Here is a 15,398-nt window from a genome sequence, read left to right on the forward strand (position 1 = left end):
GCAAGGAGCGTTTTTTTTACCTGAAATTAGTGAATAACCAATACAATCTGCATAAGCTAAACTCAGATTTCTTTTCGCAATCCAACAACAGAAAGCTGCATAGGTACAAATCCCGTAAGGGACTCTATGCGAATAAGCCATGCCTCAATGTTTGGGTAGTCTAGCAAACTCACGCCACCTTCAGGTGCGAGCTTGATGTAACTGTACAAGGCGAGGTCGGCAATAGTTGGATTTGTTGCAACCATCCACTCTTTGCCAGCCAAATAGCTGTTGAGCTGACCAAGTACTTGATGAGCTTCACTAACCAGTGATTCATTCTCAACTGGACGATTAAATAAGTTGCTGCCCGCAACTTAGCGATTGAACCTGCTATGCGATGGGCGGCCAATGATAAAAACTGTTCTACGTTTGCTCTTAAAACAGGAGAATTTGGTAGCCAAGTGTTTTGATCATCATACACGCTAGCTAAATAGACCAAAATGGCATTGGAATCGGCGATAACCGTGTCACCATCGACCAATACAGGGACTTGACCAAAAGGGTTAAGTGCTAAAAATTCTGCTTGTCGGTGTTCACCTGCGGGTAGATCGACGGTTACAAGCTCATACTCTAAATTAAGAAAACTTAATAACATATGTACGCGATGAGCGTGGCCTGAGAGGGGGTGCCAGTATAATTTAATCATGTTAACTCCTAACTGCTTGTCTGCTTTACATTTAAGAACAGCTTGCCAAGAAGAAAAACCCAGTTAACATGGAATAATAATTTCCACTGCGTTGATAATCTATGGATACTATTGATGGAATGAGAACAGTTGTCGCCGTGATTGAAACGGGCTCATTTACAGCGGCCTCGGAGCGGTTAGGGATCTCTAAATCGTTAACTTCCAAATACGTAAATCGGGTAGAAGAGCAGTTGGGTGTAAAGCTGTTTCATCGAACGACTCGCAAGCTTACCGTTAATCAAGCTGGTCAAGAGTATTACCTTCACGCACAACAGATTTTGGCAAACACAGATAGGCTTTATCACCAACTTCACTATAGTAACAAAGAAGCGTCAGGCCCTTTGCGTGTCACCGCGTCTCAGGGGTTTGCAGAAGAGCTATTAAGCCCTGTTTTACCTGAATTTCACAAGCGCTATCCAGATATTCAAATCGACATGATTGTTACCAACCAAAAACTTGATTTGGTGGAGCATGCGATAGATATTGCGTTTCGAGCTAGCGAACTAGAGGACTCGAACTTTCGATACCGAAGGATCATGTCACTGCAAAGTTCGGTGTATGCGGCCCCAAAGCTCCTTGAGCAATATGAAGGCGAGTTAGACGCGGCTCAATTACCTTGTTTAATTGATACCAATATCCACTCAACCGCACGTTGGCCATTAGAAATCTCTTCTAGCACAAGTGCCAATACAAGCAGCCTTGCAGTAAATACGGTATTTAAAAGCAATAGCCCAAACTTAATTAGAAAACTAACGCTCTCTGCAATGGGAGCGAGTTATCAGCCCGATATTCTCGTAAAACCCTATGTTGAAAAGGGCCTACTACAAAAGCTAGATATCGGCTTTAAGCCGCTTAACTACCCGTTAAACGCCCTATATCGCGGTGGAGACTTCCAGCCACAGCGCGTAAGAGTATTACTAGATTTTGTTATCGCAAAGCTTGGTACGGAAAGTTTGTAGACATGGGGCGGGACATAAAATGGTGAGTTAGGGCCAAACTAAAGGAAAAAATCGAAGCTATTGATATAGGCACTGTGAATAAGAAACACTGACAATCCTTAATATCGCCTAATACCGTGTAAACTACAACGCGATTTGAAGATGTAATATAGGAATTAAACCGAATGCGTAAAACAGATAAGAAGATAGAAAACCAGATTAGAGAAGTGTTGACCGAGGTTTGTGAGGACACATTAAAAAGCTACGATGGTTTTCTCTGGGTGACTCATACGGTTAAATACTCTTCTTTTCCAGAAAGCTTAAACATCATCTGCGTATTTGAAACAGTTCAAGATAGAGCCAAATTTTTATCAGGGGAAGGCCCGTATCACGTCTCCATCGTTATCCAAAAGGCGTTCGAAAAGGTTGGGGTTCAACTAAAGAAAGTTGATAAGCAGATTAGTTACGATGTAAAAACAGGTTAGCAGCGCCTTGCCCACAAGGTCTGTTCGTGAAATGTGGCTTAACAGAAAATTGTCCGATCAGGTAGAAACTCATACCGATTAACATGAAATGGCCACCTAAATGGTGACCATCTCACTCGTATACGGTTATGTACTCCTGGTTCAACGTTCCATCAAAGTAAAGCGCGATAGAATGCGTTCTAATGCTTTAGCCTGATGAGCTAATTGCTCTGCCGCCGCCGCACTTTGGTGTGCGATACCACTGTTTTGCTGTGTTACTGTATCTATATCTGAGATCCCTTTATTAATCTCTTCCGCACCAATTGCCTGCTCTCGACAGGCGCTGGCAATTTCTGAAACAAGTTCAGTGGTCTGATTAATGCTATCAAAAATCTCTTCCAAGCTCTGGGCCGTTTCTTTTGCAATATGGCTGCCATTGGCCGTCTTATCCACTGAGCTGGCAATGAGTTTTGAAGTCTGTTCTGCCGCTTCACTACTGCGAGCCGCTAACGCTCGTACCTCATCGGCAACAACGGCAAATCCGCGACCTTGCTCGCCAGCACGAGCAGCCTCAATAGCTGCGTTGAGCGCTAATAGGTTAGTCTGCTCTGCAATGTCATCGATTGTGCTCACAAACGACGAAATGCTTTCACTGGCGTCTGAAATTTCATCCATAGCTTGGACCATATCAGACATTTGCGATTTACCTGTGTCTACTGCGCTGCGAGCACTAACGGTTAAACTTTGAGCTTGCTCTGCATTGCCTGCATTGCTGCTAATTTGTGTTACCAGTTGATTTAATGAGGCTGAGATGTTCTCTAAACTTTGGGCTTGTTGGGATGAACCTTCTGAAAGACTATGGCTTGTTTCTGAGACACTTCCACTGCCTTGGGTTATTTCGTTACTTACGAGTTGTGTTTCGGATAGTACTTCATTTAAGTTTTTATTCATCTCTTTTAGAGCCGCACCTAGAATGTCATCATCGGAAGCCAAATTGACCTGATGGTTTAACTCACCACCAGAGATACATTTAGCTAAATGAGCTTTGTCACCTAAAGATTTCACCATATTGAGCATTTCAGCATAAATACCCTGTGCTTTTACATTGGACTCGGTATCAACATTGAGTTTTCCCAAAGCGACAGATTTAACTATGCCTGCAATAAAGATGGGCTCACCTCCAAGGAGGCTCATAACGTGACGGGTTAGCAAAAGAGCGACGATGAGCCCCGCGATTATCGCCCCGATCGTTCCGATAGTGGTAACAAGTAACACGGTATTCTGTGTGCTTTCAAGTGAGTCCATTCGAACCGCCATTAATGCACTTTCCCTATCTTTGAATAGCTTTATCTGTTCGCGGAACTTATCAAAATAGACTTTACCTTTGGCCTGTCCCACGATATCGGCCATGTCATCCATGGTTTTGGCGTCGCCAATCTGGCGGCGAAGAGCTATTTGATGCTCGACGACATTGGACATCCAATCATCAATAGTTTGTTTGGTTTCTTTTAGTAGGGTTACCTGTTGAGGGTTATCTGAGACGGTTTGAGCAAGACCATCAATCTGGGTGTAAAACTGCGACTTTCCTTGATTAAAAGGCTCTAAAAATTCGTCGTGGCCCGCTAACAGGAATCCTCGCATTCCCGTTTCCATATTAACGGCGGCAAGCACTATTGACTGGGCTTTCCCAAGAACCTTATAAGTGTGTTCTACCCATTGGTTTAACTCTTTTATTTCTAAAATGTCAGTACTATTTCTCGCTTTAATCTGACGCTGTTCAAGTAGTACTTTCTCGCGCTTAATGAAAGTCGCCATTTGGCTTCGGAATTTATCAAAGTAAACCTTGCCTTTCGCCTGCTGAATCAAGGCAGCCATATCGTTCATGGTTTGAGCATCACCAATCATTTTGCGCAACTCAATGGTAGGTTCGGTCACGTTGAGTTTCCATTGTTCAATCGTGTCGGTGATTTCACGGAGCAAGCGTACCTGATCTGGGTTATCCGATACCGTGTTGGAAAGCTTACCCACTAGAGTGCCAAATCGCTTACCACCACTATTGTATGGGGCCAAAAAGTCGTCTTGTCCAGCGAGTAGATAACCTCGCATTCCGGTTTCCATGTCGACAGCAGCCGCTTCAATACTGGATGCTTCGGCAAGTACGTTATGTGTATGGTTTACCCACTTGAAATTGCTATCAAGAGATTTGACGCTAGAAAACACGGTGGCTGTCACGATCAACATTAGCCCGAGTATCAACGCATAACTCGAAAGCAGTTTTGCTTTGAAGCTAAATACACTACTCATATTTGCCTCTTTATTGATGAATTAATAAATTGTAATTTAATGTTAGTAGATGCTTATATTAAGTGTGCTAAAAAGTATGAGTTTTTGGAAAGTAATTTCATAGCAACCGATGTGGTAGATCGCATCCCACACCCTTGTTCAATCGTTCTAATGGCAATTTTGACAACAAGGGGTTGGTTGACTTTATGCAAAGCCTGCCTTAGTTGCAGCGTAAGTAAAGTGTAGTTGATGAATGTGCTACTAGTTTCTATAAAGGGATAACTGTGTCAAATGGTACTGTTCGTTGGTTTTATAGCTAATAGTAGTTCAATCTGCAGTTGCTAATTTATTTTAATTATAAACCCTCTCATCTAATACAAATAACTAAAGGTGACATTAAGTCAAAATTCCCCCAAAGTTATTAGTTGAACTTACTATTATTACTGTACTCTATTGTCGTGAAGAACTATTTACAGTTGTATTATTGATGGCTTAGACAAAAACTGACCAAAACTTGTGTGAGTATCTGACATGTAATCGTATAAAGTGAAATAGTTGAAGTTGCTAATTTATTCAGACAAAAAATGGAACAACTCGTTTTCAGTAAATTGAAAATTCCTTACTAGGTCATGTAGGCAAAAGTAAATGTCGATATCTACAATGCTACATACACAGAGTTAAATGGATTTTACAACGGAAAATTTAATGATGTGAACACTCTTTTAGGTCGGGCTGTAGGTGACAAGTAGAACGAGGTTTATAATAATGCACCTATCCAGATGTTATTATTAAATTTGGGGGGTGAAGTGATTTTTAATATATTAATATGAAGGTTAGATATATAATCATACTATTTATACTACCAGAATTTATCCTTAGTGATTTTCAATATCCTAATTATTACAATAGTGATATTGGTTTGAACTGGTATTGGATTGACATTATTTCTTATTTGCCAGCTCAATTTTTTCTTATGTGTTTGGCTTTTATTTTGATATATGAAAACAAAATTGAAATAATATCTCACCATATAAGTTTAAAGAGTCAGGTTTCAATGTCGTTTTTAATCTCATTTTGTATGTTTTTAACTGTATTTGTATTATATCTATCATACTGTCGATTGTATAACTTAGACTTTGACCAACCATCCACTAGAATTATATACTTAGAGTATGGTTCATTATTATTCATGCCAAACATTATATCAATTATATCTCTAATTTTTATTGCCCCTTTTGTTGAGGAATTTTTCCTTAGGTTATTGTTTATCAATAGGATGATTGACAAGGGGTTTCATGTAATGATACCTGTTGCGACTTCGAGTGTTTTTTTTAGCATTATTCATGACTTGTCGATTATTGCATTACTTTCTGGCCTGCTATTTGGACTGCTATATGTAATTTATAGAAACATCCTTATCCCGATGCTAATTCATTCATTCTATAACTTATTTTCTGTTTTAATGGAAGCTTGTAGGTTTTATTTTTTTGGTCCTTATAGTAATTTTATTATTGAAGTTGACAGCCAATGGATTTATATCCTCCTACTAAGTGGTACATTGTTAATTACTATGGTTTCGTTGTATAAGTTGACTAAAAAATGAAATCTTCCAGTCTCGCTGTATTATTGTGAAGATTTAGTGTTTTTTACAATGTGCATAATTTATTATATTGTTTTTTATAATTATCATCAATCTCTAGTTCAGTTATCTCTGATGATATAAATAAGTAATATGTTGTTTAAAATTGATTGTAGGATTATATAAAGGAGTTATCTGACCGATAGTCCTTGGGGTGTATGTGGGTTTTAGTAGAAAAACCATATTCTTTACTATTACGGTATTGGTCTCGTTTGAAATAAATCTTTAACTTTTTAATTATAAGGTAAATGATGGAGGTTTTCTTGAAAATGGATTTTTTTATTTCTTCTATCTTGATGTTTATATTTTATAATTTTTTGTTTGGTTTAGACGGTTTGCTGTCTTTTGTTTTGTCGGTAATTATGGCTTTGTATTTTTCAAAACATAATAAAAGGTGATGTTTTTAATACTATTTAATTGTTAGAGATGTATTAATAAGTGACGTTGTAATAATCCGGTTTTTATAATTGGATTATTGTTTTATTACGAGGTTTTTCTACTTTTTCTACTATCTATTTCAAAAGTGATAAAATAAGTTGTTAAAGGTTTTCGATATTGCTATTTCGACTGAAGCCCAGACACAAACTCGACAAAATGGCGACGTGTGATGTTGTCTTTATCGTCATTCCAAATAAGGCCGATATCCCAGCTTGAGTGTTCTTCAAAAAGGGGAATTAATCGAATGTTTTTGCGGCTAATTTCTTCGGAACTGGCGGGTAAAATGGTGTAACCCAAGTTGGCTGATACTAGCGCTAGTAGGGTTAAAATATCATCGGCTTCTTGTCCCGCTTCAAGGTGGTGGTTGTGATGTAACAGGTACTTGGTGATCTGTCTGTGAAGCCCTTTGCCTCGTTCTGGGTTGAGTTGTAGGTAACGCTGTTTCGATAGTGAATCCCACAAGTTGTCTAAATCAATATCGACCTCTTCATGCACTGCGATTACAAGGCTGTCTGAAAACAGCGTTATTGAACGCAGGGGAGGCTGTAGGGTTTCTAGTCGGTTAAAACTTAGGTGTAAATCACCGGACAAAAGCTTCTCTTGTTGGAGTGAAGAGGGCATATCATTAAGGCTGATGTGGACGTCGGGGTAGCGCCTTTTAAATTTTGCCGTGATTTCTGGCGCGTGGATATAGGTTGAAATACCAAACCCTATACTTAGGTGGCCTTTTGTTCCTTGAGACAAACGATCGGTATATTGCGCAAACTGGTTAACGCTTTGCAGCAGTCTTTCAGCTTCTGGCAATAAGTCTTTACCGGATTGAGTTAACACCGCCCCGTATCGACCTCTTTCAAACAGCTGCAAGTCAATATCGCTCTCTAACCGACGAATCTTTTTGGTTAGTGCCGATTGGGTAATGAAAAGATGCTCAGCGGCAACTCTAAAATTCCCATCTTGTGCTAGTTGGCAGAAAGCTCTTACTGAATCTATATCCATTCCTTTTGCTCATTGAATTTGGAATATTGTTCATTATACGGAATGAGTTGGCTTGATTAAAGTAACATCAGTTTTCGAGCAAAAGGAACAGCAAAATGAAAGGCCAATATGTGTTTATCAATATCGATGGGGTCGTGATGCCGCAACTGCTAGATAGTGAAGAAGCAGGAACGGTACTACGGAGCGTGTTAAAACAAAATGCGATTGTACTGCCAGTAGTGTGTAGAGCCAGTAATAACCAAGACGCGTTAGCCATTTATAAAGAAAAGGTTGTCGGTAATCTCGAAATGATCGAACTCTCTACTAAAAAGGAAGCGGTACATGTCCAATAAATACTCGGCAGTAATTTTTGATTTGGATGGAACCTTAATCGATTCAAGAAAGGTCATTGAACAGGCTTGGAGATATGGTGCAAGCATCGTTGGGCAAACCATCGCAGACGAGGAAATGGAAAAGCACGTACATGGGAGAAGCGCCGAATATACTATGAGCCACTTTTTTGGGCACCTCAAAGCAGAGGTTATTGCGGATATCAAAACAGAGGTGAACAATTTTGAAGAGCAAGCACATTCCGATTTAATCGCTGGTAGCAAAGAGTTTCTACTGAAGCTTAAACGCGCCAATATCAAGGTAGGTTTGTGTACTGGAAGCTGGCGAGAAAGAGTGGGTTTTGTTTTTGCTCAGCACAACTTTGCTCCTTTGTTCGATGTCGTAATCACTCGGGAAGATGTCGAACAAGGCAAACCAGACCCAGCGGGATTTTTGAAGTGTGCCAATCTACTTGGTGTGCCAATCGAATCTTGCTTACTGTTTGAAGATTCCACAAGTGGTATTCAAGCAGCGTTATCCAGTGGCGCAGATTGTATTGCGATAGGTGCTCAAAAGGAGGAGTTGTCTGAAAAGCTGTTGAAAGAGATCCCTCATTTTTTGCAGCTCGATGTTGTTCTCAATTCAAATGAGATTGAAGTGCTTTGATGTCTTTTTTAAAGCTGATTTAGCCATCGATAGTGCTTGTTTTTTAGTGTTGCTCAATGGGGTGAACACCGTGTTCGGGTACTATCCATGGTGATATAGAATCAGCACTATTTTTTAATCGTGAAACATGGAACGGGTCTCTGGGCGATCAAGCATAATCGAATCTCATCGAGTAACCACATCAGTGCAGGGTTCTGATGTTTCCTTCGATGCCATGAAATCGATATAGGGGCAGGGCTAATACAAACAGGCAAATTTAGCTCTACTAAGTTGCTGCGCTGGGTAGAGGCGCGAACAATGGTTTTGGGCAACACTGCTATCAAGCTAGACTGCAATAGTAATTCAATCGCGGCTGAAAAGCTGTTCACCGTCATGGCGACGCGGCGCTCCAGTCCCAATTCAGATAGCGCAGTGTCGACGGTTCCCGTCGCATCTCCAGTCAAAGAGACAAACAAGTGATCCTGTTTCACAAATTTGTCTAACGTTAATTCTGAGCCTGCCAGCTCGTGCCCCTTTTTAACTACGGCGGTAAATTGATTATCAAACAACCACTCTCGGTGGATGTGGGGATGGGGGTTGGTATAGCAGTCGAACACTAAATCCGCTTCAGCGCTAAGCAGTAACTCTTCGCCATTGCCTTTAAAGGGTATGGCATGAATATTAACTGCGTTGGCGCGGCTTTCGATTACGCTGCGTATGTAGGGCCAAAATATATGAGTGATACCGTCGGTGAGGGCGACTCTCAATGTCGTTTCTCGGGTTAGAGGATCGAACTTGGTGTGGGTAAACTGCTGCTCTATCTGTTGTAAAGGTTCGCAAATGTTTCTCCATAAAGTGATGGCATGGGGTGTTGGCTCAATACCCCTCCCTTTTTTTACAAACAAGGGATCTTGCCATTGATGACGCATCCTAGTCACGGCTTTTGAGACAGAAGGCTGAGTCATATTTAATGTTTGCGCCGCTACGGTTATAGAACGTTCTTGCATGATGGCGTTGAAGATAGCGATCAATTTAAGGTCTAGTTTACTCACAAATGCATGCTTAAAAGGAATGGTAACTATATGAAACATGCATTAGAGGGTATAGGTCAAGTGAAACATAATGCATTTATCACTTAGTCACTGTTAAAAAAAGAAATCCAAGAGGAGAACTATATGAAGGCTGCATTTATCAAGGAGTATGGAGACTCATCACAGTTGGTGGTTGGCGAGCTTGCCAAACCTACAATTCAACCGCATCAGGTATTGATCAAAGTGGTGGCATCCGCGATTAACCCTGTTGATTTTCACGTTCGCAACGGTATGGCGAAAGACAGTGGAATACATACTCTGCCATTGGTGTTGGGCTGGGATGTGTCTGGGGTAGTGGAGCAGGTGGGGAGTGAAGTTGAAGGTTTGCAAAAAGGGGATTCTGTATTGGCGTTTACTCCAGTGAGTGAACAGGGTACGAATGCAGAATACGTTGCGACGAGTTCAGAGTTGGTCATCAAAAAGCCCAAAGATATGAGCTTTATAGAAGCGGCTGGATTACCTCTCGCCTCGGTAACAGCGTATCAAGCGATAGAGCAGATGGAAGTTTCCAGCGGTGACACTATGTTGATCCACAATGCATCCGGTGCGGTTGGTGCGTTTGCTGTTCAAATTGCAAAAGCGCTAGGGGTTAGAGTCATTGCGACCGCCTCAAAACCAAAACACGAGTTAGTCAAAGGCTGGGGTGCGGACTTGGTATACGCGTACGAGGACAAAAGTTGGCAAGTAAATCAGAGTGTAGACGCAACACTTGTGGCAATAGGGAATGACGAAATTATCAAGCAATCTCTAGTTGCAACCAAGGGTGGAGGATGGGTTATTTCAACCTTGAACGAGTTACCAGAAGGCGAAGCGACAAAACACGCTATCAATTTTGAAAGAATGTGGGTGAGCAACAGTAAAGAGCAACTTGAAAAAGTGGTCGAGCTGTACAATCGCAAGCAATTGATTGTTCCTATCGACACGGTTCTTCCACTGGATCTTGTAAAGTACGCCCACCAACGGAGTGAGCAGTATTTAGCTGTAGGTAAAATCGTTCTTTCTATCGATCCGTTAAGAAAGTTCTAAGGTGTTACGCCTTGTGAATGGCAAACTGGCTTCGTGTACTCTCACGAATCGTTGGTTTGCCTTTTTTGGGCATTACAAGTTTTCAAACAGTACTTCAAGCCTGAAGGTGAACTTGGCTTCGTTCCATTTATCTTTATAAACTTCGCGATACCAGTTGTATTCTGGGGTCACTTCATAAAACAGCCACTTTCTAAGAAAATTTTGACGGTAAGTGACAGATAGGTGGTTCTGCGTGATGTGATGATAAGGGCGATTTGTCCCTGAGGTGCTGGCTCGATAGTTTAGCGCCTGTTTGTCGGACAGGTATTGATAGAAGGTTACGCCACTGCCGAGTTCCCAGCCACTGATGTCATCTTCATAGGTGCCGAAGTTTGACCAGCGAAAAAGCACGTTTGGCGTGACGGAATAATCGACGTCTATTTGTGTGTAACTCCCATTGACTGAGCGTTTTCGATAAAGCTTCTGAGTGAGCTGTAATACCGTGTTGTCGCTAACTGGATAGGAATAGCGATATCGAGCCTCAATCCCCGGTCTTGCTGTGACGCGAAAGTTAAGGCTAGTACGAGCTTTATAAATCCAATCGTAGCGCAGGCCAAGGGTGTTTTCAGTTTCGTCAGTGGTGGATGGGAACAAGTCGCCAACGCTTTCTTCTTCATCCGATTCGAATACTAACTTTAAACGCTTGGTCAAGCCGGGTAAGTGCAGACGTGCTTTTAGTTTGGTGGAATACTCATACCCTTTTCCTTCGGTGAGTGAGTAATCGTTATACCATCGGACAATCGTTCCAGCGCGACTATCTTGATCGGCTCGTTCTTCGACAAAGAAGCCGTCAAACCACAACGCGGGCTGGCAAAATTTGGTGTTTAAATAGTGGTAGGCGTTATCGACTAATCTGGCTTCTTGCTGACGGCTATGGCAAGGGTCTTCCTCAATAGGAACATCGGCTGCAAATACCAGTGGAGTACAGGCTATGCTAACTAAAATCCAATAAGAAGATCCCTTGAAAGTCACCTTGGTATTTGTCTCCGTTTATAGGTTACAACTTATTGATTTTGGGCCAAATCGGAGTATTGGTGTAACAAACTGGTTAGCTTGTTCATCCATCCATAGATATCGCCAGCCGGATTAGTAACTAGCTTTTCAGCCAACTCGCAGTGCTGCTCTAATGAAATCGCACTTTCTAGATTAAACGCGATGGCGTAAAAGTGCCACAGGAGTAGACGCGCCATTCGCTGTTGATTTTGCTCAGCATTTTCCGAATCTGCAAATGCCGTTTTAATCGTATCTAAAGCGATAGCTGTCAGCCTTAAATTGGCGTCCATTCTCGCTGCAAATGCTTTTTCATCATCTGCCACTTCTTCAGATTCAAAGGTAAACAGCTCTTCAAGGTGTTGCTGTGGGACGAGGCGTTGAATAAGGCGCATGCTTAAGGTTTGTAACTCTTCGCGAGGCATGGTTTGTAAACAGGTTAGAGAGTAGTCGGTTTGCATAGTGATTCCGCGCTAGCTATTGCTCATATTGGTCGGTGCAATTCATTTAAAGAAAAACATTTTTGTAATAGCGACATTGTAATGATTCGTTCAATCAATACCAGTGTGGCTGGAATAAATTAAAAAGCGTGAATGAAAATTAGGAAGCAGAAAACCAAAACTGGCCGCTAACGATATGATTACATTACAATTCCACTGTGCGAATACATATCTGTTTTATATAGCTACTACCTTTGCAGTGCCCGAAATGTACCACTTCAACAGCATTTTTCAATGCAATAGCGCATACCTGATGGTTAAATATTCTTGATGTAGTATTGATAATCAATCTCGTTTCTATAAAATACGGCCGCGTTGTTATGTTATAAGGTAACAAATTGTAATTGTCGGTTGGAGATAGAAATGAAGAATAAGTTATTAAAAATAATAGGATTAGGTGCATTAGCGCTGGCAAGTATTTCACATGCCTATGCGGATATTCAGTTCAAAGATGTCATCGGAAGAGACATTCAGTTAGAAAAGCCAGCTGAACGAATTTTTCTAGGGTTTTATTTTGAAGACTACTTAGCCATCGCAGGGCCAGATGCATATCAAAAAGTCGCGATCTTCCCAAGACACTCATGGAAGGATTATCGCCAATCTCAGTGGGCCACTTATAGCAAGATTATTCCTGAGCTAGAAACCATCGTCGACTCTGGTTCGATTTACATGGGCACGTTTGATTTCGAAAAACTACTCGCAACAAAACCAGACGTTGCCTTGGTTGCCGCGTGGCAGTTTAAATCTCTTGGCGACAAAGTTGCGATTCTAGAAAAGAGCGGTATCAAGGTTGTCGTTGTTGACTTTAACGCCCAAACACTAGAAAAACATGTAGCAAGTACCCGAGTTATCGGCAAAGTGATGGGCACTGATGAACGTGCCGAGGCCATTGCCACTGAGTACGAAAACACCGTGAACGATGTAAAACAACGCGTCGCTACTTATCTGAAAAACCACGATGCTCGCCGCGTTTATGTCGAAATTGGTAACGCTGGCCCTAATGAATATGGCAAGTCTTACACAACCACCATGTGGGGTAACATCCTCAATATGGCTGGTGCAGATAACATCGCTACTGGCAAATTCAAAGGCTCTGCACACTTAACGCCAGAATATGTACTAAGCAAAGACCCAGAAGTGATTTTTGTTTCCGGTGCTCACTGGGTGAAACATGGTGACAGTGCGCTGCTTGGCTATGGCACAACGCTAGAGCAAGCTCAGGACAGATACAAACCTTATCTAGCCGTGCGGGTTGGAAGCAACTTACTGCCGTTAAAAATGGCGATGTCTATGGCATGTATCACTCTGGAACACGTACCATTTACGACCACGTATTTTTGCAATATCTAGCTAAATCGGTTTACCCAGAAGCATTCAAAGATATCGACCCTAAACAGTCACATCAAAACTTCTTCAAGAACTACATGCCACAAGAGCTAGAAGGCACGTTCATGATCAAAGTTGAAGGATAAGCCATGAATACCTCGGTCACGGAAGAGTTGCCGTCTAAGTCTGGTGATTCAGGCAGTCTCTATCAGCAATTGCAGCAACAACGCACCAGAGTTTTGTTACTCACTTTACTATTGGTGTGTATTTCGGTTCTGTTTGATATAGGTACGGGCTCTTCTTGGATCGGGGTCAGTCAAGTTGTAGAAGCTTTGATTAACGGCCCTTCAGGAGACAGTTTAGCGACGACTATTGTCTGGGATTTAAGACTGCCCGTGACATTAACTTGTCTTGTTGTGGGAGCCTCTCTTGGTCTGGCTGGTGGTTTAATGCAGACTTTACTTGCAAACCCATTGGCTAGCCCATACACACTTGGGGTATCTGCTGCAGCGGGTTTTGGTGCTTCGGTGGCCCTTTTATCAGGTTTTTCTCTATTTGGCCTTGCTTGGTTGGGCGTTCCAGCGGCGGCGTTTGTCACTTCTGGGCTTGCCAGTATGGCTATTTATGCCATTGGCCGCAGCCGCAATATGGATGCCAAGGTTCTTATCTTAGCGGGTATTGTGGTGCTGTTTTTCTTTCAAGCTTTGCAATCACTTGCTCAGTATTTAGCCTCGCCAGAGGTACTTCAACAAATTGTTTTTTGGCTATTTGGTAGCTTGTTAAAAGCCAGTTGGTTGTCGTTTTTTGTCTCTGGTGTAATTTTACTAGTGGGTTTGACATTGGCTTTACCTAAGGTATGGGCTCTCACAGCGCTGTCATCCGGTGAGGAACGTGCTCAGGCATTGGGTATCAATACCAGCCGACTGAGATTACAAATGTTTCTTTTGTGTTCGCTGTTAACGGCGGGTGCGGTTTCTTTTGTTGGTACAATTGGCTTTATAGGCCTAGTCGCCCCTCATTTCGCAAGAATGTTAGTCGGTGAAGACCAAAGGTTTTACTTACCCTTGGCGAGCTTGATGGGAGCTCTACTGTTATGTGCCTCGTCACTGGTCGCCAAGCTAATTATACCGGGTACCATCATTCCGATTGGTATTGTTACTTCTTTGGTTGGCGTTCCATTTCTCCTTTATTTACTGGTAAGCCGCAGGTTTAACTGATGAAATCACTCTCAATAGAAAATTTGGCTGTCAGCTTCGTGGTAAGTCTGTTCTCAACAACGTTGAAGCACGTTTTTTGGGTGGCGAGTTTTCCGCTATTTTGGGCCCCAACGGGGCCGGAAAAACCACCTTGCTCAAATCAATAATGGGTATTCTGCCGCACCAAGGTAAGGTCATTAGCCAGGGACAAGACGGTCTTAGCATTCCGTCTAAAGGTTTTTCTTATCTCTGTCAGCTAAATAAATCGTCAAGCCAGTTAAAGGTTATCGAGTTTGTCTTGCTGGGTTTGGTTCACCAATTGAGCTGGAATATCACCTCTGAGCAAGAAGAAAAAGCGGTTTCTATTTTGTCAGACTTAGGACTGCTGCATCTCGCTCGCCGTCAATTTTCCCAGTTAAGTGGCGGTCAGCAACAACTGGTTTCGCTAGCACAAGCGTTAGTGTCGAAACCAGAAGTATTGCTATTAGATGAGCCAACCAGTGCTCTGGATCTAAAGCATCAAGTTGAAGTTCTTGATCTCGCGCGTCAATACACAAAGCAACACAACACGATTACCATAGCGGTGCTTCACGACCTGTCGCTTGCCGCGCGTTATTGTGAGCACTTAGTGTTATTGGATGGTGGAGTGATTAAGTACAGCGGTCACCCCGATGAAGTTCTCGACTCAGATAAACTATCGCAGATTTATCAAGTTCATGTAGATGTGGGCTGTTGTATCCACGGGCATACACATGTGACGCCCGTCAGAACACTCGCGTCTGAGTCTCTATAAT

Annotated in this window: 17 protein-coding genes; 10 read left to right on the forward strand and 7 right to left on the reverse strand. The window is 42.1% G+C overall.

All coding sequences use genetic code 11. From position 1 onward, the window contains the following. Nucleotides 1-62 precede the first annotated feature (62 nt). A complete protein-coding gene (locus BLO31_RS24490; RefSeq protein WP_245688471.1) occupies nt 63-263 on the reverse strand; it encodes a glutathione binding-like protein in 201 nt (66 codons plus the stop codon). Continuing rightward, nucleotides 170-685 carry a glutathione S-transferase family protein gene (locus BLO31_RS10860; RefSeq protein ID WP_245688472.1) on the reverse strand — a complete coding sequence of 172 codons (516 nt, stop codon included), beginning with the start codon at nt 683-685 and terminating at the stop codon, nt 170-172. The genes BLO31_RS24490 and BLO31_RS10860 overlap by 94 nt, the downstream gene beginning before the upstream one ends. Nucleotides 686-786: 101 nt before the next feature. On the opposite strand from BLO31_RS10860, the gene BLO31_RS10865 reads away from it, so the two are divergent. Together BLO31_RS10865 and BLO31_RS10870 are read left to right on the forward strand one after the other, a co-directional pair. Then, entirely contained in the window at nt 787-1,683 is an 897-nt protein-coding gene (locus tag BLO31_RS10865) for a LysR family transcriptional regulator (RefSeq protein ID WP_245688473.1), read from the forward strand. 164 nt (nt 1,684-1,847) lie between these two features. Further along, nucleotides 1,848-2,147 (forward strand): Fis family transcriptional regulator, encoded by a 300-nt coding sequence (locus tag BLO31_RS10870; RefSeq protein ID WP_070965927.1) that lies wholly within the window; start codon nt 1,848-1,850, stop codon nt 2,145-2,147. A gap of 141 nt (nt 2,148-2,288) precedes the next feature. Here BLO31_RS10870 and BLO31_RS10875 read toward each other — a convergent pair whose 3' ends face one another. Beyond that, nucleotides 2,289-4,430, reverse strand: a complete 2,142-nt coding sequence (locus BLO31_RS10875) for a CHASE3 domain-containing protein (RefSeq protein WP_070965930.1) — start codon at nt 4,428-4,430, stop codon at nt 2,289-2,291. A gap of 1,168 nt (nt 4,431-5,598) precedes the next feature. On the opposite strand from BLO31_RS10875, the gene BLO31_RS25165 reads away from it, so the two are divergent. Beyond that, on the forward strand, nt 5,599-6,012 hold the full coding sequence (locus BLO31_RS25165; RefSeq protein WP_175443210.1) for a CPBP family glutamic-type intramembrane protease: 414 nt from the start codon (nt 5,599-5,601) through the stop codon (nt 6,010-6,012). Nucleotides 6,013-6,606: 594 nt separating this feature from the next. On the opposite strand, the gene BLO31_RS10885 is transcribed toward BLO31_RS25165, so the two are convergent. Continuing rightward, nucleotides 6,607-7,482, reverse strand: a complete 876-nt coding sequence (locus BLO31_RS10885; protein ID WP_070965938.1) for a LysR family transcriptional regulator — start codon at nt 7,480-7,482, stop codon at nt 6,607-6,609. Nucleotides 7,483-7,577: 95 nt separating this feature from the next. Between BLO31_RS10885 and BLO31_RS10890 the strand changes: the two genes are divergently transcribed. Both BLO31_RS10890 and BLO31_RS10895 read left to right on the forward strand, forming a co-directional pair. Further along, complete coding sequence (locus BLO31_RS10890; RefSeq protein WP_070965940.1) at nt 7,578-7,814, forward strand: hypothetical protein; 237 nt, start codon at nt 7,578-7,580, stop codon at nt 7,812-7,814. After that, nucleotides 7,804-8,457: an HAD family hydrolase gene (locus tag BLO31_RS10895; protein WP_070965945.1), complete on the forward strand. Its 654-nt coding sequence runs from the start codon at nt 7,804-7,806 to the stop codon at nt 8,455-8,457. Before BLO31_RS10890 ends, BLO31_RS10895 begins: the two co-directional genes overlap by 11 nt. Before the next feature lie 107 nt (nt 8,458-8,564). Here BLO31_RS10895 and BLO31_RS10900 read toward each other — a convergent pair whose 3' ends face one another. After that, nucleotides 8,565-9,488: a LysR family transcriptional regulator gene (locus BLO31_RS10900; RefSeq protein ID WP_070966649.1), complete on the reverse strand. Its 924-nt coding sequence runs from the start codon at nt 9,486-9,488 to the stop codon at nt 8,565-8,567. A 123-nt stretch (nt 9,489-9,611) separates the two neighbouring features. On the opposite strand from BLO31_RS10900, the gene BLO31_RS10905 reads away from it, so the two are divergent. After that, entirely contained in the window at nt 9,612-10,553 is a 942-nt protein-coding gene (locus BLO31_RS10905) for an NADP-dependent oxidoreductase (protein WP_070965949.1), read from the forward strand. 72 nt (nt 10,554-10,625) lie between these two features. Here the strand turns inward: BLO31_RS10905 and BLO31_RS10910 are convergent, their stop codons facing one another. Both BLO31_RS10910 and BLO31_RS10915 read right to left on the reverse strand, forming a co-directional pair. Next, entirely contained in the window at nt 10,626-11,510 is an 885-nt protein-coding gene (locus BLO31_RS10910; RefSeq protein WP_070966652.1) for a hypothetical protein, read from the reverse strand. Nucleotides 11,511-11,596: 86 nt separating this feature from the next. Continuing rightward, entirely contained in the window at nt 11,597-12,043 is a 447-nt protein-coding gene (locus BLO31_RS10915; protein WP_070965953.1) for an exoribonuclease R, read from the reverse strand. Nucleotides 12,044-12,445: 402 nt separating this feature from the next. Between BLO31_RS10915 and BLO31_RS10920 the strand changes: the two genes are divergently transcribed. From BLO31_RS10920 to BLO31_RS10930, 4 genes are all read left to right on the forward strand, one after another. Next, nucleotides 12,446-13,432: an ABC transporter substrate-binding protein gene (locus tag BLO31_RS10920; RefSeq protein WP_245688474.1), complete on the forward strand. Its 987-nt coding sequence runs from the start codon at nt 12,446-12,448 to the stop codon at nt 13,430-13,432. After that, nucleotides 13,420-13,554 (forward strand): hypothetical protein, encoded by a 135-nt coding sequence (locus BLO31_RS24880; RefSeq protein ID WP_281182260.1) that lies wholly within the window; start codon nt 13,420-13,422, stop codon nt 13,552-13,554. The genes BLO31_RS10920 and BLO31_RS24880 overlap by 13 nt, the downstream gene beginning before the upstream one ends. Before the next feature lie 3 nt (nt 13,555-13,557). Continuing rightward, a complete protein-coding gene (locus tag BLO31_RS10925) occupies nt 13,558-14,625 on the forward strand; it encodes a FecCD family ABC transporter permease (RefSeq protein WP_070965956.1) in 1,068 nt (355 codons plus the stop codon). Between the two features lie 76 nt (nt 14,626-14,701). After that, nucleotides 14,702-15,397, forward strand: a complete 696-nt coding sequence (locus BLO31_RS10930) for an ABC transporter ATP-binding protein (protein ID WP_245688475.1) — start codon at nt 14,702-14,704, stop codon at nt 15,395-15,397. The last annotated feature ends 1 nt before the right edge of the window (nt 15,398 follow it).

The sequence above is a fragment of the Vibrio sonorensis genome, assembly GCF_001854765.1.
Taxonomy (GTDB): Bacteria; Pseudomonadota; Gammaproteobacteria; order Enterobacterales; family Vibrionaceae; genus Vibrio; species Vibrio sonorensis.